We start from the raw sequence: 19,274 nt of genomic DNA on the forward strand, positions 1-19,274 counted from the left end.
GGCGCTCGTAGTGACGATAAATTTTCCTTCTTTTAATGCAAACAACCCCCTTCTTTTTGATTTTTCTGATAAGATCAAGTGAGATACGATTCAATCTTTGTTTAAAAATTAAGCATAACAATCCGTATATAAAAATGCGTGTATAAAAAAGGAGATATGAATGCCAGTCGCTGATCCAACTTTCTTGGGTTATTTTTTACAAGCAAGCACCGTTGTAAAATTGGTCATGTTATTGTTGCTTTTTGCATCGATTTTATCATGGTCAATTATTTTACACCGTGGCTTTTTTTTGCGGCGCACCAAAGCGGTGCTTGTCGAATTTGAAGAAAAATTTTGGTCAGGTTTGGATTTGAGTAAATTTTATACTGAATTAAGTCGTGCCGCTGATGAACACGAAGGCTTAGCGCATATCTTTCATGCAGGTTTTCGTGAATTTGTGCGTTTGCATAAGCAGGTAGGCGATAAACCGGCCATTATTATGGAAGGTGTTCAGCGTGCCATGCGCATTGCTTATGCACAGCAACACCAACATTTAGAAAAGCATCTCGATTTTTTAGCGACCTTAGGTTCTACCAGCCCTTATATCGGATTATTTGGCACCATATGGGGAATAATGACTTCCTTTCAAGCACTGTCGGCTTCTCAGCAAACCTCAACGATTGCTATGGTTGCACCTGGCATTTCTGAAGCCTTAGTTGCGACAGCAATGGGTTTGTTTGTGGCAATTCCAGCGGTTATTTTTTATAACCGCTATGCAAGTCAAATTCAGCATTTACTCCATCAGTATCATACCTTCCAAGAAGAGTTTTCAAATATTCTCTATAGACAGATTCATGGAAGTAACCATGTTTCATAATAAATCCCGCCATCAACGCCATAAAGGCCCACTCGCAGAGATTAATGTGGTTCCCTATATCGATGTCATGTTGGTATTGCTGGTTATTTTTATGGCGACAACGCCTTTATTATCTCAGGGTATTAACGTTAATTTGCCTAAAGCACAAGCACAGACAATCTCACAATCACAAGAACCTATCATTGTTTCAGTCGATGGCGAAGGTCATTTTTATTTAAATACCAGCGTACATCCTGATGTAGTGCTTGATGAGACACAACTTGGCCAAGAGGTCAGACAACAATTAGCATTAGCTCAGCAAAAAAATCAAGTGCGTCAAGTTTTTGTTAAGGGAGATAAAAACGTCAATTATGGGAAAGTGGTAGGCGCGATGGTCTTATTACAGAAGGCGGGCGCTATTAATATTGGATTAATAACGGAGTCCCCTAATAAATTGGCTGCTTGAGTTATGAAATCTTATTCTGTCACGCGTAAAGAAAATTATCGTTTTACTTTATTACTGGCTACCTTGTTCCATATTGTATTGTTTTCAGCTTTATTTTTAACACTGCGTTGTTCAAAGCCCTTATTGTTGAGCGCTTCGGCACCTTTAGCGATTATTCATGCAACAGCCGTGGAGACTGCTCCATTACCGACGCCTGTTGCAGAAGAAAAGATTAAGCCACCTTCTAAAACAGAGCATGTGCTTATAAAGCCAACACTGATAGAAAAAAGTGCTATCGCTTTGCCGGTTAAAGAGAAAAAATTAGTTAAAAAGCAAATCAATCCAACACCGGTTCTGGCTAAACCACGCTTAAAAACGATGACAACCCCGCAAAAAAAACAGGCTACTCCGTTAGCACAACATAAGCCAATAGAAAAAGCAAAAAGTGCTAACCACGCTTTATCGCTGCAAATAGCACAGAAAAACGTACAGCAATTGTTACAGCAAGAAGTGAACACGACCTTGCAAAAAAATCAAAGGGCGACGCGTAATGCGGCGGCTACTACAAAATACAGACATTTAATTTTGCAATCTATTGCGCAACAATGGATTATTCCTCCCGATGTGGATAAACACTTAGAAACGAGATTAGCTGTACGTCTTGCACCTGGAGGTATGGTATTAGAAGTGGTTATTATAAAAGGTAGTGGTAACGCTGTTTTAGATCGCTCTGCACAGACGGCTGTGTATAAAGCATCACCGTTACCCGTTCCTAAAGAGAGTGGTTTATTTAATAGTTTTAGACAAATTAATCTTACGGTAAGACCAGAAGGTTTAATTTCTTAGCTATTTATCTATTTTTATCACACCTCGTTTCTTGGTATTCTAAATGTATCTATTTTAAGGAGAATAATGATGGTAGTTCGCGAACCACTTGAGGAACATGGTGAACCTTTTTCCTTTCCAAACCATTTGCTATCAAAAAAATTACTGTCATTTCACGATTATCCTAGAGATAACGCGCATTGCAATGACATTGATGCAAGAATTAAAAAAGATATTTATGGTTATACTCAGCGTTTACCGGTTTATTATAATTCCAGATTTAATAAGAATCCTGCAGAGTTAGATGATTTTATTCACTCAGAAAAATTTAATATTTTAATTGAAGAATTTCAAACCTGTATTGAATGCATTAATCTTTGGATGCTAGAAAAAAAAATTGTATTAAAATTATCGCAAGATGCCAGAAAATATTCAGGACCTTATGTACTGAATGATTTTTTGAATCGTTTACAAAGCAATGAATTTTCTCAGTCTAAAACTTATCTTTATAGCGAAGGGAAAAAAAACCTTGAAATTATTGCTCTTTTAATAAAAGAAGAAAGTATTAGCCTAGAATTTCGAAAAGAAGTTATTGTTTTACTGTTAGATGAGAATAACTTTAATCGTTGTGTAGGGGCTTGTTTGACAAATCTCTCGGATGCGGCAGAAAAATTAAAAAATTATGACCATTTTTTACCTATTGGCTTAATAAAATTATTTTCAGTGACAATGGCCAGAGAAGTAGCGCTAAGTAATACCGTACATGACTGCAGGTCTTTCAGCGCAGTTCTTTGCACCTATGCAGGCTGTTTAATCGCAAATTACGAAATCCATGCGGCGAATTACCTCTGTGAACGACTTAAATTTGATTTAAAGCTGCATTTTTTAATCATGCCTAATGATCCTTACGTTGATTCGTTTATGCAAGCACTTTATCTAAGTGCAATTAAGAAGCCCGGACGAGAAGATCGTCTTTACGTTCAATATTTTCATGAATTTGAACGGCAGTTCAATGCGACTAATTTAGTTAGATTCATTAGTCATCAACTTTATGAGGCCTGTTCGATTTATTTGGGCGATTATCATTTACTACAAACTTTTATAGAGAGTCAATTAATCAAATTAGGTAACGATCCTGAGTTTAGCTGGGGTGATATTTTCACCGAGGAGGGGGGGTTAAAAAACATTGATGATTTTATGATTACCATTGCAGAGCGTTTGATGGACAGCAAGTGGTTAGAGTTTCCTTCTCTAAAATCAAATAATCTTTTCTTTAGTTGGTTTAGGAATCTTTTGGGTTTATCCCAGTTACCATTAAAGCCAATACACCCAAGTTTTAGAATTTATCCCAATAATATTGCCTTAAGTTGGGTGAAGCAAGAGGACAAAAGACAAGCCATGCTTGATGTGCTGGCAACAGAAGAAGGGGTTGAGTGGCTAAATAGTAATATTTTTTCGGATCCTAAAAATCTAAAGGATCTACTACAAAACCTGAAAGATCTGGTTTTATTTTTTAAGCACTTACCAGCATCGTATCATTTAAACACACTAGCAAAACTAGTGTCTATTGACTTTGATATACCTTCAATTCTAGTCGACAAATTAGATGGTTCTATTAATTTCATCGACTTTTATAATCTATTTACTTGTTTGTCAAAAGAAGGCCGGCAATTTTTTATAAGTAATTATCCTGAACTGGTTTATTCGATACTGAATGATATTCTGCAGCAAATGGAAGATCTAAATCATAACAACGTTTTATTCATGATTAACTGGTTTATTCGTAGGATAATACAGGCTGGTTTTAAGGATTTTAGCGGTATTCAGTTTAAAAAAAGAGATCTACGTTACGATGTGGTAGAAAGAGAAAGTTATCTAGACAATATAGATTTCTCAGGCACTATCTTAGCGAATGTCGTATTTCATGAAGCTATTTCAAACTGTGATTTTAGCCATGCTAATTTACAAGGGACAAAGTTTAGCTGTACTCGCATATCAGATAGTGATTTTAGTCATGCTAATTTGTTAGATTGTAAATTTGATAGAGCTTATCTATCGATGGTTGACTTTATAAGCGCGGATTTAAAAAATACAAATTTTTTTAACACGCGTTTAATACGGGTTAGTTTTCGTTTTGCTAATTTAGAGAATATCAATTTTTTACGGGCGGAGATAATGTCAGCTTCTTTTTATAAAGCTAAACTATCAGCGCTTATCTTTAAGAACACTGAATTGATCGATGTCCTCTTTGAGGGCGCATGTTTAAATCGCGTTGATTTTAATCGCAGCGAAATATTAGGCGTAAATTTTAGTGCGTCTGATTTAAATGAGGTTAATTTTTCAAGATCCGAGTTAGTGTGTGCGCTACTGGAAAAATCTATTATAACGGATCTTACTTTATCCGTTTCTCAACTACATCGATTATATAAACAAGGGGTAAGCGATTTTTCTAAGGTTCGCTTAGCAGGTAACTGGCGCAAGGAATTAATCTTACCACTAGACCGCGTAACGTTTTTCTCTAGGGTTATTAACGCCCCTAATAGGCGGCATTTCTTCTGTTGCGAGAAACGTAATCTTTGTTTTGACAAAGAGCGATTTATAGTAAATCGCACAGCAAGAAAAGAGAGGGAGCTAGAGATCTTAGAATGGAAACTCGATGCATTAGAAAACATAGAAAAATATCCTTTTAAACATTTAGAACAAAATGCGTTAGAAAGAAAACTTTTAAGAAAAAAATGCATAGAGACAATACTCTTAAAAAGTGAACTGTTAGGCATACCCTTCCATAACTTAAAACCAAGGCAGAAAAGATTTCCGGCAAAAGAATTTTTGGGGAATGAATTATCAGAAAGTTATTCTAATGACCATGCATCGCCGCGAATACCTATGCCGTCATATAGTTTGCATCATTGACAAATCGATAGACAAAAATTTAGTCTCTCTTTAATATATTGCTTATAAATGAGTATACGGATATTTTTGTATTTAAAAACTATGTGGTTATAAAATGTCCAACTATCATATTATAGACTCACAGCAATGGGACTTTTGGCAAGACGCCGCGAAAACGAAGCCACCGGAGTGTATGTATGATACATGAGGATGGCAAGTTGAGCGGGAACGCCGCCAAAAGTTCAAGTGCGAAGAGTATAACCAAATGTTTGCAATCGCCTTACTATCCTTGGCTAATTTGGGGACTAGCGGCGAGCGCTTTTTTTATTGAATATTTCGCCCGAGTAGCACCGGGCGTTATGATCGACTCGCTGATGCGAGATTTTAAAGTACAAGCATTAGCCTTAGGAAGCTTATCGGCTTTTTTTTATTATACTTATGTGGGCATGCAAATACCCGTAGGGATATTAATCGACCGCTTTAGTTTGCGTTGGTTATTAACCAGCATGATTTTAATTTGTGCCACGGGTTGTTTTATTTTTTCTTTTAGCACTCAAATACATGTCGCGGCGCTCGCACGTTTAATGATGGGCTTTGGCGCTGCTTTTGCTTTTGTGAGCGCACTAAAAGTCGCGTCAGTCTGGTTTCCGGCGCATCAATTTGGGTTGTTGGCGGGTTTAACACAGGCGATAGGTATGTTAGGGGCCGCTATTGGACAAATGCCGATGGCTTATTTAGTCGCTCATTTTGGCTGGCGCATTACGTTGTTTTTAATTGCGAGCATTATGGTTGTATTAGCCATTGTTATTGCCGCCGTGGTACGTGATCGCGCAGCACCGCATGCTCCCACTAAAAAAAACTTATTGCATTCCCCCTGGTCAGGATTAGTTGAGGTTTTAAAAAACCCACAAAGCTGGTGGAATGCCTTGTTTGCAGGTCTTCTTTATGCGCCCACCGCGGCATTAGCTGAATTATGGGGCGTTAAATTTTTTCGTCAGGCTTATCATTTAAGTAATGAAATAGCTGCTATGGCAATCGGACTTATTTTTATTGGTTGGGCAATCGGTGGTCCTTTAACGGGTTGGATTTCGGATCGAATAAAACGCCGAAAAATAATCTTGGTACTCTCGGCTTTTTTAAGCTTTGTGCTTGCGAGTACGGTGTTAATGGTGCCGCATTTACCGCTACCGCTTTTATTTAGCTTATTGTTTTTGTATGGCTTAGCCAATACCGGAGTTGCAACGGCCTATGCGGTTGCGGCTGAAATTAATTCACATGCCATATCCGGTACTTCCGTCGCTTTTTCTAATATGGCTTCGGTATTAGTTGGCGCGGGATTTCAGCCGTTAATTGGATGGTTGTTACAGAAAAACTGGAGTGGATTAATTGTGAATGGATTGGCTGTTTATTCTACTACTGATTTTCACTGGGCATTACTCGTTTTATTAAGCAGTCTCTTGCTTGCCGTGTTCGTGGCTTTCGGTATTAAAGAGACATATTGCCAACAAAAACATTAGAGGATTGACGTGAAAATTCGAACTATTATCATTTTATTGCTAATCGATTTATGGGTTCTTCCCGCACGCGCAGCACTTAATTTAGAATTGACGCAAGGGATTTCTAATCAATTACCTATTGCAATAGTGCCTTTTTCAGGATCCGCTAATTTAGCTGAAACCAGCGATGTTAGTGCGATCATAAAAAATGACTTGAATAACAGTGGCCAATTTAAAGTAACTACCCCACAAAACGGCATTTTGCCTTATACCTTAAGCCAAGTTTCTGCGTCTTATTGGCGTAATAAAAAGTTTGATGATGTGGTGGTAGGACAGATTCAGACGATCAGTCAAGGACAATACCGTGTTAGATTTTCTCTGGTCAATGTTGCTCAGGGACAAAGCCAAGCCTTGATTCAACAGGAATTTACTGCCAACGAAGCACAATTGCGTCGGTTATCACATCATATTAGCGATCTTATCTATGAAAAATTAATCGGTCTTAAGGGCGTTTTTTCAACGCGCATCGCTTATATCTTAGTAACCGATAAAAACAGCCGTAATCGACGCTACAGTTTACAAGTAGCCGATATGGATGGTTATAACGCTAAATCTTTACTCATTTCTACACAGCCCATTATGTCGCCGGCTTGGTCACGTGACGGCAAACGTCTGGCTTATGTTTCATTTGAGAAAGTGTTACCGCGCATCTATATACAACAGGTCAATACGGGCGCTCGTGAATTAGTGAGCAGTTATTCAGGCATTAATGGTGCACCCGCCTGGTCGCCGGATGATAAAACCTTGGCTTTAGCTTTATCAAAAGATTCTGCGGCACCAAAAATCTATTTAATGGATTTAGCCAATAAAAAATTACGACAAATTACGTTTGGCCCTTCTATAGACACCGAACCCAGTTTTTCTAAAGATGGACGATCATTGTTATTTACTTCGGATAGAGGAGGTGCTGCGCAGATCTACCAACTCGCTCTTCGTTCTGGTGTAGTGCGTCGTGTTACGTTTGATGGAAACTATAATGCACGGGCTTCGTTTGCAAATGATGGAAAGACGATAGTGGTACTCAATCAAGAACAAGGATCGTATAATATAGCGGTACAAGATTTAGACGACGATAATACATTACAGATATTGACCCATTCCGGTTACGATGCATCACCTAGCTTTGCACCGAATGGTCAAATGTTGCTCTATGAATCAAAGCCGGGAAACCGCAGTATGTTAGGTATGGTATCCGTGGATGGTCGGATAAATTTACGTTTACCAACGCCACAAGGTGATGTGCAAGATCCGACGTGGTCGCCTTTTATGTCATAAAAATAGTGATTAAATCTTAATGGTAATGGGGAAAAAAATGTTAGTTAAAAAAATCCTAAAAATAAGTGTAATCAGTGCAAGCTTTTTTATTTTGGCCGCTTGTTCAACCGGAAAAGATGAATTGGGGGATGGAAATCTGAGTGCGACACAAAATTCAGATAAAGCCATGACCGGCGGAGCAGGGGATGTGGGCAGTTTTTATGCAGATGAAGCCAATACCAATCCCCTTAAAGTAGGAACCCAAACCTATTATTTTGAGTTTGATAGCAGCGTTATTCAAAGCAGTGCTATTCCTTCACTTAGAATACAAGCACATTACCTAATTAGGCATCCACAAGCTAAAATCTTAATAGCGGGTAATACCGATGAGCGTGGTAGTCGGGAATATAATATTGCTTTAGGCCAACGGCGCGCATCGAGCGTTGCAAATTTTTTGCAATCGAATGGTGTGAATAAAAATCAAATTAGCCTAGTGAGCTATGGTGCAGAAAAGCCAGTGGCGTTTGGTCACTCTGAAGCGGATTATTCAAAAAATCGCCGCGCCAATTTACAATATCAGGTGCCCATTATTACGGATAAAGAGTAACTCAATGCGGCGTATTCAAGCCGCTTAAATTAGTTAGGAACTTAATCAATGAAATTTATTAGAGTCAGTATTTTGTTATTAGGTTTTTGTATTAGTGCGGGTGCTTACGCGATAGCGCCCGTTGTCGATGCCTATGATGATGGTGATGATCCTTCACCTTCATCATCATCATCTTCTTCTTCTACTGCACCTGCACCTTCTACATCACAGGATACAGGGAATAGCAGTGATTCTGCGGCAAATAATAAATCTTCGTTTTCGCTAGGGCAGCGTCTTTCCATTCAAGAACAACAAATTGCTAATCTAAATCCATTACTAGTACAAGTGGATGATCTGACACAAAAGGTACAAGTGCTACAAGGTAAGATAGAAGAGCAACAACATCGTTTAAAATTATTAGACGATCAAATTCGAAGCCAATACCAAGATATAGATAAACGATTAACGTCCAGAACCGCGCCTGTTTCTGCCGGATCGGTTGCAAACACAAGCGCATTACCAGCGGCTAATGTCACTCACGCAAATTCTTCAGCGCCGGCCATGGCCGTTAAGACTTCAGTTAGCTCGGCTCCTGGGGTACCAACGGCTGTGGGTGAACGTGCTTATCAAGCGGCTTTTCAACTGCTAAAAAATAAACAATATCCGCTGGCTATTCAAGGGTTTGAAGATTTTATCAAGAAATACCCTTCGGACATTAACCTTCCTAATGCCAATTATTTTTTAGGTCAACTGTATTTGTTGCAAGGGCAGCCTGAGCAATCAATCGGTCGATTTAATCATTTTATCGCGGCCTATTCACAAGATGCCCGTATTCCGGATGCACTTTTGCAATTAGGCTTGGCTTTTTTTGCTAAAGGCGATAAACCCACGGCGATGGATACATTTAAAAAAATAATTCAACGCTATCCAGATTCTAAAGCGGCTCAAGCAGCGCAAGCAAGATTACAGCAGTTTCAAGCAATGATTTCGGCTAATGCGAATATCGTCGCTAAGAGAAAAGTTTAAATAAATGATAATAATTTCGTCATTGCGAGCGCGAAGCGCGCGGCAATCCAGTGAAAAGTTTAGTTTTTTTCTGGATGGCCACGGCCGGAACAAAGTTCCAGCCTCGCCATGACGTGGTCCTTTAATTTATGAGAATTGCACTCGGTATTTCCTATCAAGGTACTCTTTATCATGGATGGCAAACACAAGCAGGGTTGCAAACCGTTCAATCGACCTTAGAAACAGCGATTGCAAAAGTAGCCGATCATCCTATTACGCTGACCTGCGCCGGGCGTACTGATAAAGGTGTGCATGCATTAGGGCAGGTAGCGCATTTTGACACCGCCGCGATACGCAGTGATAGGGCTTGGGTTTTAGGCATTAACAGCCATCTTCCAGCCGATATCCGTATTGATTGGGTGCGCGAAGTGGCTGATGAATTCCATGCCCGATTTTCAGCGACTGCACGTCGCTATCGTTATCTTATTTATAATCAACCGCTGGCCAGCGCGCTATGGAACCAACACACCACGCACTGTTATTACGCTTTAAATGAAACCTTAATGCAAACAGCGGCTAATTATTTGATCGGAGAGCATGATTTCAGCTCATTTCGTGCGGTGAGTTGTCAATCTAAAAGTAGTCATAGGCACATACAACATCTTAAAATAAGTCGTGAACAGCAAGGTTTAATTCTAATTGATATACAAGCCAATGCTTTTTTACATCATATGGTGCGAAATATTGTGGGTGTATTAATGCTGATAGGTTCGGGCCAACGTGAACCCGCTTGGGCTGAAGCCGTATTATTAGCAAAAGATCGGACAAAAGCAGCTGCAACAGCGCATCCTAATGGCTTATACCTTGCTAAGGTTTTCTACCCGGAGCGGTTTTCTATTCCTGCGCCTACGATTCATTTGATTTAATTTTTTAGTCATATACAAGACGCTTATTATGAGGCGTAGGAAAACGCAGTGTTTAGAATAAAAGCATTTTAGTTTTTGCCTAAATACAAAAAGTAGACATAGCCAGCTACACATTGCATAATCGCTCTCGATTTTACCATTCCACCCTGACGTGAGGTTGCCTATTTAATGAATGGGAATGTGCTTGAGCTCGAGGGCGTTTACAAAAAGTTCCATGATCAAGAAGTGTTGGAAGACATTCACTTTGAAGTTAAACACGGTGAATTTTTGACCTTGCTAGGTCCGAGCGGGTGTGGAAAAACCACGTTGCTGCGTTTGATATCTGGCTTTGAAGAACCGGATGGTGGAATTATTCGTATCAATGGAAAAAGTGTTAAAGGCTTGCCGCCACAACAACGGCACGTCAACACTGTTTTTCAGAGTTATGCTTTATTTCCACATCTCAATGTGTTTGACAATATTGCTTTTGGTTTGCGCTGCAAGGGCGGCGTGACAAAAGCGACGATTAAACAGCAAGTTGAAGATGCATTAAAAATGGTCAAATTGGAGCATTTAAGTGAACGCAAGCCTTATCAATTAAGTGGTGGACAACAACAACGTGTTGCCATTGCGCGTGCCGTGATTAATAACCCTTCTATTCTTTTGCTGGATGAACCCTTAAGTTCTCTAGATTACCGTCTGCGTAAAATTCTACAACTTGAATTAAAACAATTACAAACCCAATTGGGAATTACGTTTATATTTGTAACGCATGATCAAGAAGAAGCTTTATCTATGTCCGATCGTGTGGTTGTCATGCATGAGGGACACATTGAGCAGATTGGAACACCGCGCGAAGTGTATGAAGAGCCGCATAGTTTACGCGTGGCGCGTTTTATTGGTGAAGTGAATATTTTTGAAACCCAAGTTATTTCGGTGGATGAACATGTTTTTCATGTCATTATTGAAGGAAAACAGTTTACCTTAAAAAATCGCCGTCATTTTACCCCTAATCAAAAAGTATATACCTTGGTTCGCCCTGAAGATTTAGAGGTTTGGTCACCGTCGGAAGTCACCGATACTTCGCAAATGTTTCCTGGCGTTGTAGAACAAGTGATATATAAAGGTTCAACGGTTGATTTAATGGTTCGCCTAGAAAGTAAAACCTTATTGGCGGCAACACAATTTTTCAATGAAGACGATGAGAAATTGGATTTCCATAGCGGTGAATCGGTATGGGTGCATTGGATTCCAGGGTGGGAGGTTATTTTACCTGATGAAGGCTGATCGTTTATTTAAATGGACAAACATTGCGACGATTTGGCTGTGGTTATCGCTATTTGCTTTGTTACCTATTATTTTAGTGTTGGTAATCAGCTGTTTAGAAAACGATCCCGTGCATCTGGTTCGTTGGCAATTTACCTTAGAAAACTATCGCGCTTTAATTAATCCTATTTATTTTAAAGTATTTTGGCATTCTTTTTATATTGCGGGGTTATGTACACTGATTTGCTTGTGTTTAGGGTTCCCCTTTGCTTATCTTTTAGCACGAATGCAATCGCGATATAAAAGCTTGTTATTATTTTTGGTCATCATTCCTTTTTGGACCAGCTCATTGATTCGAACTTATGCCATTATTTCTATTTTAAAAGCAAAAGGCTTATTAAATACAGTTTTATTATCACTGGGTATTATTCATAAACCGCTTTCTATTTTATATACACCCAGCGCTGTCATTATCGGGCTAGTCTATAGTCTTTTGCCTTTTATGATCTTACCGCTGTATGCCAATATAGAAAAATTAGATATTCGCTTTATTGATGCGGCGCGTGATCTGGGCGCTAACACGATCACTATTTTTACTCGAGTTATTTTGCCTTTAACCTTATCCGGCATTGTGGGTGGAATTGTTTTAGTCTTTTTGCCAGCGATGAGTATGTTTTATATTCCTGATATTTTAGGTGGGGCAAAATCATTATTAGTGGGAAATCTTATTCAAAATGAGTTCTTATCCGCCCATAATTGGCCATTAGGGTCAGCGGTTAGCATGGTACTAACCTTAAGCATGGGACTCCTTTTGTTGATTTATAGACGCGCAGATAAAATAGGGCAACAGCATGAATCGATTAGCGAAATTTAGCTATTTAACCGCTATTTACTGCTTTTTTTATTTTCCTATTATTATTTTGATTATTTATTCATTTAATAATTCGACTTATTCTTCCTTGTGGCACGGTTTTACTCTCGATTGGTACAAGCAATTAGGCGATGATACCGATTTAGCCGTGGTTGCTTTGCATTCCTTAGAAGTGAGTGTTTTAGCGGCTACATTGGCTACGTGTATAGGAACCTTGGCAGCTACCTGTCTTTATCGTTATCTTTTTTTTGGCAAACAACTGTTACATGGTTTGATGTTTGTTTTAATCGTTTCGCCTGATATCGTTATGGGGATTTCCTTACTCATTTTATTTTTTCTTATTAAAATGCAGTTAGGGTTTTGGTCGCTATTAATTTCGCATATTACTTTTTGTATTCCTTTCGTTGCGGTGACGGTTTACAGCCGTTTAACGGGGTTAGATAAAAATATTTTTGAGGCGGCGCGGGATTTAGGTGCCAGTGACTTTATGAGCTTCCGTCGCATTATTATTCCTATGTTATGGCCGGCTATTTTAGCAGGATGGCTTTTGAGTTTTACCTTATCACTGGATGACGTGATTATTAGTTTCTTTGTAACAGGCCCTGACTTTCAAATTTTACCCCTTTATATTTATTCTTTAGTGCGCATTGGCTTGAAACCGGAGTTAAATGCACTCTGTTCCGTGATGTTTGCCATCACTTTATGCATCGTCGTGATATTCCAACTGATTTTAAGCAAGAAGGAAGTAGGATGAGATCGTTAATATTCTATTTCTGCTGTTTTACTAGCTTATTTTTTAACAGTGCTGCATTTGCGCAAGATAATGTCGTCAATGTTTATAACTGGTCAAGTTACATTTCCAGTGATGTCTTAAAAGAATTTACCAAAGAAACCGGCATTAAAGTTAATTATGCGACGTATGCTAGTAATGAAACGATGTATGCCAAACTCAAGGCAAATCCGACTTCAGGTTATGATATTGTCGTACCTTCAACCTATTTTGTTGATCGTATGCGTAAACAAGGGATGTTGCAGCCTTTAGATAAAGCTAAGCTGAGTAATTTCAAGAATCTAAATCCGGCTTTGTTAAACAAAGCCTATGATCCCGATAATCGCTATAGTATTCCTTATTTTTGGAGTGTCACTGGCATTGCCGTGAATACACACTACCATTCGCTTACTGAGATTCAAAACTGGGCTGATTTTTGGAAGCCTGAATATCGCAATCAATTGCTTTTGTTAGATGATATGCACGAGGTGTTTTCGGTTGCGTTGCTGGTATTAGGCTACTCTCCGAATGACACCAATCCTGAGCACATTCGCCAGGCCTACTTAAAGCTCAAGCAGCTAATGCCCAATGTTCGATTATTCAATGCGGATGGGGTTAAGTCATTGTTTATTGATGAGGACTTGACCTTGGGTATGGGTTGGAATGGCGATATTTATCAAGCCGCTCAAGAAAATCCTGCGATTCAATTTGTTTATCCCAAGGACGGTTTTGTTATTTCAATCGATAGCATGGCTGTTCCTATAGGCGCAACCCACCTGGATAATGCCTATCGTTTTATGAATTTTATTTTGCGCCCAGATATCGCAAAGAAAATTAGTTTAGCCACGGGCTATGCCTCGCCTAATGAGGGGGCTGTTAAATTGATGCCAAAATCAATTTTAAGCAATCCCATGATTTACCCCGCTCAGACGATCTTAAAGCGTAGTGTGGTGCAAGCAGATGTGGGGAATGCAGAGAGTATTTATCAAAAATATTGGGAGTTATTGAAAATAGGCGGATAGTTTGTTCGAGGAATGCTTTTTTATGCGCATCTTTTCCCCGATATGGATTTTATTGTTTGTAAACGCTCATAAAGATCTTTTTTAGTCGATTCAGCTGGATTTTCCAATGTTTTTAAATTGGTTAAAAGTGCGGAAAGGCTTTTTATTTTGTTATTTTCCATTAAGAATTTTTTAACTTGATTTTTATGTGTTTTACAAATATTCCATAATGAATTTTTTGCGTAATCAGTTAGAAAATCTATAATGGCTTCGCATTGCTTTCACAATGCTTTCCTGTCTCATCGAATGAGCCTTACAAGCCAATTAAAATGTTTCATTTTTATTTTTTTTTATCGCGATAGATATTTTTAAATCGTATATACCACCCGCCGCGAGCGGTATATAATCAGTTTACTTTAGGAAAATTAAAGAAATATTAAAATGGGTGCTTTGCTGAAGGTGATTCCCTGTAGGGGATAAAACTAAAATATCTCGCCATAGCAAAGCCAGAAATTCATTTCCGCCTCGCTATCTAGTAAAAAACTCGAATTTTACTGGATTGCTTCTCCTCACGGCTCGTGTAATGATAGTGGTTTTTTGGTCCCCCATAGAGAGAAGAACTAGGTAAAAAGTTTATTTGTTTTAGGAATATAGACAGTATGAGTTGGTTAAAAAAAGTAATTACGGGCATCCGGACGGCGGTTAGAAAGACTACCGACGGGCCTGAACTATGGATTAAGTGCAAAGCGTGCCAAGCTACTTTATATCGAGCGGAATTTGAACGTAATTTAGCAGTCTGTCCTACCTGTAGCCATCATCATCGCATTAAAGCCAGGCAGCGGCTACAGCAATTATTAGATGAAACAGGCGAAGAGATAGGCGGTGAGATTGAAGCGGTGGATAGGCTTCGATTTAAAGATGAAAAATCTTATAAGGACCGTTTAAAGATAGCGATAAAAAAAACAGGCGAGAAAGAAGCGCTGGTGGTTATGCAAGGCCAATTAAGTGGAATTCCATTAATCGCGGCAGCCTTTGAATTCGATTTTATGGGTGGCTCGATGGGGTCCGTGGTCGGTGCTCGTTTTACCCGAGGGGTAGAAGCCGCGATAAAATTGAACTTGCCTTTTATTTGTGTGGCTGCCAGTGGTGGTGCCAGGATGCAAGAAGGTCTTTTTTCATTGATGCAAATGGCTAAAACCAGTGCTGTATTGGGAAAACTTAAACAAGTCGGCTTGCCTTTTATCTCCATATTAACTGATCCGACGATGGGTGGGGTATCGGCTAGTTTTGCGATGTTGGGCGATATTATTATTGCAGAACCTAAGGCCTTGATTGGATTTGCAGGTCCTCGCGTTATTGAGCAAACGGTTCGTCAGGTATTGCCAGAGGGGTTTCAGAGCAGCGAGTTTTTACTGCAACATGGTGCTATTGATATGATAGTTGATAGACGCGTGTTAAAAGCCAAAATAGCGTCCTTATTAAATAAATTGCTCCAGACCAATAATAATCACTATTCAATTTCGGCCCTTGATACGGATAATGAATAAGGTTCTTGCTCCGCATTTAGGCACAAAGGAAGACTGGCTAAATTATTTAGAAACGGCTCATCCTATAACCATCGATTTAGGTTTAGAGCGTATTAAAATAGTCGCGGCGCGCCTTGAGGTATTAGATTTTGATTGCCCTGTTATTACGGTAGCCGGAACCAATGGCAAGGGTTCTTGTGTTGCATTAACCCAAGCGGTTTTAGCAGCGGCGGGGTATCGCGTAGGAACTTATACATCACCCCATTTACTTGACTACAATGAACGCATACAGATAGCCGGAGAGCCTGTTAGTGACAGTGCATTATGTGAGGCGTTCAACTGCATTGACAAAGCGCGTGCAGCGGTCTCATTAACGTATTTTGAATTCGGGACGTTAGCGGCGTTGTTATTATTCAAACAAGCGCAACTGGATGCCATTATTTTAGAAGTGGGTCTTGGAGGCCGCTTGGATGCGGTTAATTGTGTTGATGCCGATATTTCTGTGATTAGTATGGTGGATTTAGATCATATGGAATGGCTAGGTGATACACGAGAGCTGATTGCTAAAGAAAAAGCCGGCATTATGCGTCCGAATAAGCCTTGTGTTATGGGTGATTTTTCACTTCCCGCAGCGGTTTATGAGCATGCTGTTTTAGAAAATGTTTTTTTGTATAACCAAGGCCAGCAATTTGACTATAAAAAACAGATTTCCTCTTGGTCATGGCAGAGCCAACGACAAACCTTAAGCGATTTACCCTTACCAAAAATTGATTTGCAGAATGCAGCGACTGTTTTGCAAGTCATTGAATTACTTAGCAAGCAACTTTCTATTAGACTAGAGGCTATAGAAGAAGGATTAAAACAGGTTTTTATTCCAGGTCGTTTCCAAGTTGTTGAGCAAGGATGTCTGCAATTTATTCTTGATGTTGCGCATAATCCTGCTGGAGGAAGGTGTTTAGCAAAAAGATTGGCACAAGAAGCTTGTGCTGGAAAGACCCATGCGGTTGTTGGTATGTTAGTGGATAAAGATATAAGTAATACTTTAGCGCCATTGACGGCACAGATCGATCAGTTTTATCTGGCTGATTTAGATGTCGCTAGAGGTGCGACAGCAGTGCAGTTAAACCAGCATTTGATGCGATTAAATACTAAAGCCCCCGCACGAACATTTTCTTCACCGGTTATTGCAGTACAAGAGGCATGTAAAGTAGCTAGTAAAGGCGATCGCGTGCTTATTTTTGGTTCATTTCATACCGTTGGTTTAGTATATCCGGTATGAACTAAATGCGATATGCATAAACGTTTGAATTAATAGTTTGTGGCGTAGCTAATGTTTCTTCGAGTTCATCTTTTATTGTTAATTCCTGGCCTTTTAATAAAAGGGTACTTATGCTGGTTGGATTTGAAGAGGGATGTGCTATAGCAGAAGTCGTTTTATCTTCATTGTTTTCAGCGGCCGCTAGTGCAATTTTTTCTTGTTCATTGCTAAATTCAAGTATTTTTTCATCTAAAGCTAAAAGATCCTGTTCTTCTCTTCTTAATTCTTCTAATTTCTTTTTATAATTAAAAAGATCCGGGCTGTCTTGTAGTTCATCGAATATGATAAAAACAATAGGGATTGAAATAGTCGAAAATATTAAGCTGATACTGCAGTATATTAAGGGTAGATAATAAAAAAGCCATAGGCTTAAGAGTATAAAACCGATAATAAATAGAGGCGTTTCTGTAGAAAGGAATAACATAATATATTCTTCAAAAAAGTTTATTTTTTGTATCGTTTCTATTAATTCCTTTTCTTTTCTGATTTTTTTATCGTTTAAATATTGCAAGATTTCTAGATGTAATTTATTAGTAGTTAAAATAGCTTTATGGCGTTCTAAAAATAAGGCTTGTTCTTTTTTATCAGGCGCAATAATTTCTGTTATAATCTCAAAAAGTTGCTGAGCACTCGTTATAGTAACGAGATAGCTATTATTTAAAGTATGATATTTTTTAAGCTTATAAAAGCAGAGTAATTGTTTATAAGTTAATTTGGCACGAATAAAACAGGCATCCTTATCGTCAGTATCATAAAGCTCAGAGATAAAATCAGCATCTAACTCTCGAAAATCTATATCTATTAAGTGGCAATTGCTAAAATTGGCCTTTTTTTCATAAAAATAATTAAAAGCATTTTGACCTAAATTAAAAAATGCTTTGTTTTTATGAAATTGTTCTGCAGAACAGTATTGGTATAGTTTTTTTTCTTCAAAAGCAGAAAGGGGGTATTTTTCTTCAGGATCTAACTCATCGTTTCTATGAATAAAGCCATAATCATTGTAAGAATCACCGTCTATAGTATTAAATTTCCAGCTTTGCCCGTTAAATATAAATGTTTTGCTTTGTTTTTTTAAAATATTTTTTTCTAATAAGTTTGATAAAACCCCGTCTTTTATTTCTTTTACTGATTTAAATTTAAAATAATTATAATCTTCTTCGATGCTAGTAAACAGTGTAGAAGGTCCAATAGGTAAGTGCTTTAAGTTTTCATTAATAGGCATAAAATCACTAGATAAAAAAACCAAACCAAAGGGAGGAATTTGCTTTTGAAATGGTGCTAGAGATTGCTTGGCCTCTAATTGTAATTGTTCAGTAATATATTCAATGATTATTCGTATGTTATATTGAGAACAGAAAAAATCTTTAAACTCATTTTTTTCGCTTTCTGATAAAGCTTGCATATACTGATCTTTTTTAAGCTGATGATAGGTTGCATCGTCATTCACTACATTTAAGCCTATTTTTTGAGCATAAGTTAAAATAGCGTTAAAATGATGTACCGCTTGGCTATTATGCTTACTACTAACATAACGTTGAATGATTTCTAGGCGTAAATTAGTTAACCAACTGGATAGACTGATTTTATTGTTTAATTCATCAATAGTTTTTTGTAATTTAGAATAGCATCCTCCTGCGCAAACATCCGTTTCTGATAGCTGCAAAACAACGAGCATTTTTCTATCATAGTCATCATTCGTTATTAGGAAATAAGTAATGATTTCTAATTGCTTTTTTATTTGTTTTCGGTAATTTCCAAAAAACGGATGCCAATATCTTCCTTTTAACCCTTCAAGCGCCTCCGTGCTTTCTTCTAATAGATTGTAGGGTTTTTTCAGGCTTTTTATAGCCTCTATTAATGTCTCAAAGAGTTGATCAATTTCAGCGTGTTTTTGACGCAACTCAGTGTGAAAATGATTCAAACCTTTTACGGTATCTAGAATTTGATAGTTTTCCCGCCAAAACTGTTCACTGTTTTTGAGGAGATCGAGATCTTTGGGTTTTGGTTGAAAGGCACGTTCAGTTAGTTTTGTAGTTTTTAATAGGATATCAAGCACTAAAAAATCCTTTTTTTTATAAAAATAAATCCATATTATTTTTTATACGATCATATAAAGAAACTATATTTAATGCAATACAATTAAATGTCTAAGCATAGGTTAGTTTGTGTAGGGCTATGTGAGCAAATACCGGGCATTTATAGTTTGCTAATTTCACATTT

Annotated in this window: 16 protein-coding genes; 15 read left to right on the forward strand and 1 reads right to left on the reverse strand. The window is 38.2% G+C overall.

Going from position 1 to position 19,274, the window contains the following annotated elements; genetic code table 11:
* The first annotated feature begins 160 nt into the window (after positions 1–160).
* From tolQ to folC, 15 genes are all read left to right on the forward strand, one after another.
* The gene (gene tolQ, locus KX723_RS04545; protein ID WP_218814871.1) at positions 161–856 is read left to right on the forward strand and encodes a protein TolQ; all 696 of its coding nucleotides are present in this window, start codon (positions 161–163) and stop codon (positions 854–856) included.
* Positions 846–1,301, forward strand: coding sequence for a protein TolR (tolR, locus tag KX723_RS04550; RefSeq protein ID WP_218814872.1), 456 nt, complete (start codon positions 846–848; stop codon positions 1,299–1,301). Before tolQ ends, tolR begins: the two co-directional genes overlap by 11 nt.
* Before the next feature lie 3 nt (positions 1,302–1,304).
* Positions 1,305–2,126, forward strand: a complete 822-nt coding sequence (gene tolA, locus KX723_RS04555) for a cell envelope integrity protein TolA (RefSeq protein ID WP_218814873.1) — start codon at positions 1,305–1,307, stop codon at positions 2,124–2,126.
* Between the two features lie 66 nt (positions 2,127–2,192).
* Positions 2,193–5,018: a pentapeptide repeat-containing protein gene (locus KX723_RS04560; RefSeq protein WP_218814874.1), complete on the forward strand. Its 2,826-nt coding sequence runs from the start codon at positions 2,193–2,195 to the stop codon at positions 5,016–5,018.
* Between the two features lie 176 nt (positions 5,019–5,194).
* Positions 5,195–6,514, forward strand: a complete 1,320-nt coding sequence (locus tag KX723_RS04565; RefSeq protein ID WP_218814875.1) for an MFS transporter — start codon at positions 5,195–5,197, stop codon at positions 6,512–6,514.
* 15 nt (positions 6,515–6,529) lie between these two features.
* The gene (tolB, locus tag KX723_RS04570) at positions 6,530–7,828 is read left to right on the forward strand and encodes a Tol-Pal system beta propeller repeat protein TolB (RefSeq protein WP_246562580.1); all 1,299 of its coding nucleotides are present in this window, start codon (positions 6,530–6,532) and stop codon (positions 7,826–7,828) included.
* A 37-nt stretch (positions 7,829–7,865) separates the two neighbouring features.
* The gene (gene pal / locus KX723_RS04575) at positions 7,866–8,414 is read left to right on the forward strand and encodes a peptidoglycan-associated lipoprotein Pal (protein ID WP_218814877.1); all 549 of its coding nucleotides are present in this window, start codon (positions 7,866–7,868) and stop codon (positions 8,412–8,414) included.
* 48 nt (positions 8,415–8,462) lie between these two features.
* Positions 8,463–9,419, forward strand: coding sequence for a tol-pal system protein YbgF (ybgF, locus tag KX723_RS04580; RefSeq protein ID WP_218814878.1), 957 nt, complete (start codon positions 8,463–8,465; stop codon positions 9,417–9,419).
* A 128-nt stretch (positions 9,420–9,547) separates the two neighbouring features.
* On the forward strand, positions 9,548–10,324 hold the full coding sequence (truA, locus tag KX723_RS04585; RefSeq protein WP_218814879.1) for a tRNA pseudouridine(38-40) synthase TruA: 777 nt from the start codon (positions 9,548–9,550) through the stop codon (positions 10,322–10,324).
* Positions 10,325–10,492: 168 nt separating this feature from the next.
* Positions 10,493–11,590 (forward strand): spermidine/putrescine ABC transporter ATP-binding protein PotA, encoded by a 1,098-nt coding sequence (gene potA / locus KX723_RS04590; RefSeq protein WP_218814880.1) that lies wholly within the window; start codon positions 10,493–10,495, stop codon positions 11,588–11,590.
* Positions 11,580–12,443 carry a spermidine/putrescine ABC transporter permease PotB gene (gene potB, locus KX723_RS04595; protein WP_218814881.1) on the forward strand — a complete coding sequence of 288 codons (864 nt, stop codon included), beginning with the start codon at positions 11,580–11,582 and terminating at the stop codon, positions 12,441–12,443. Before potA ends, potB begins: the two co-directional genes overlap by 11 nt.
* Positions 12,421–13,194: a spermidine/putrescine ABC transporter permease PotC gene (gene potC, locus KX723_RS04600; protein ID WP_218814882.1), complete on the forward strand. Its 774-nt coding sequence runs from the start codon at positions 12,421–12,423 to the stop codon at positions 13,192–13,194. The genes potB and potC overlap by 23 nt, the downstream gene beginning before the upstream one ends.
* Positions 13,191–14,231, forward strand: coding sequence for an ABC transporter substrate-binding protein (locus KX723_RS04605; protein WP_218814883.1), 1,041 nt, complete (start codon positions 13,191–13,193; stop codon positions 14,229–14,231). The genes potC and KX723_RS04605 overlap by 4 nt, the downstream gene beginning before the upstream one ends.
* Before the next feature lie 638 nt (positions 14,232–14,869).
* Positions 14,870–15,757: an acetyl-CoA carboxylase, carboxyltransferase subunit beta gene (accD, locus tag KX723_RS04610; protein ID WP_218814884.1), complete on the forward strand. Its 888-nt coding sequence runs from the start codon at positions 14,870–14,872 to the stop codon at positions 15,755–15,757.
* A complete protein-coding gene (gene folC / locus KX723_RS04615) occupies positions 15,750–17,015 on the forward strand; it encodes a bifunctional tetrahydrofolate synthase/dihydrofolate synthase (protein ID WP_218814885.1) in 1,266 nt (421 codons plus the stop codon). The genes accD and folC overlap by 8 nt, the downstream gene beginning before the upstream one ends.
* 1 nt (position 17,016) lies before the next feature.
* On the opposite strand, the gene KX723_RS04620 is transcribed toward folC, so the two are convergent.
* A complete protein-coding gene (locus KX723_RS04620; protein WP_218814886.1) occupies positions 17,017–19,110 on the reverse strand; it encodes a hypothetical protein in 2,094 nt (697 codons plus the stop codon).
* Positions 19,111–19,274 lie beyond the last annotated feature (164 nt).

The sequence above is a fragment of the Rickettsiella endosymbiont of Dermanyssus gallinae genome, assembly GCF_019285595.1.
Lineage (GTDB): Bacteria > Pseudomonadota > Gammaproteobacteria > Diplorickettsiales > Diplorickettsiaceae > Rickettsiella_B.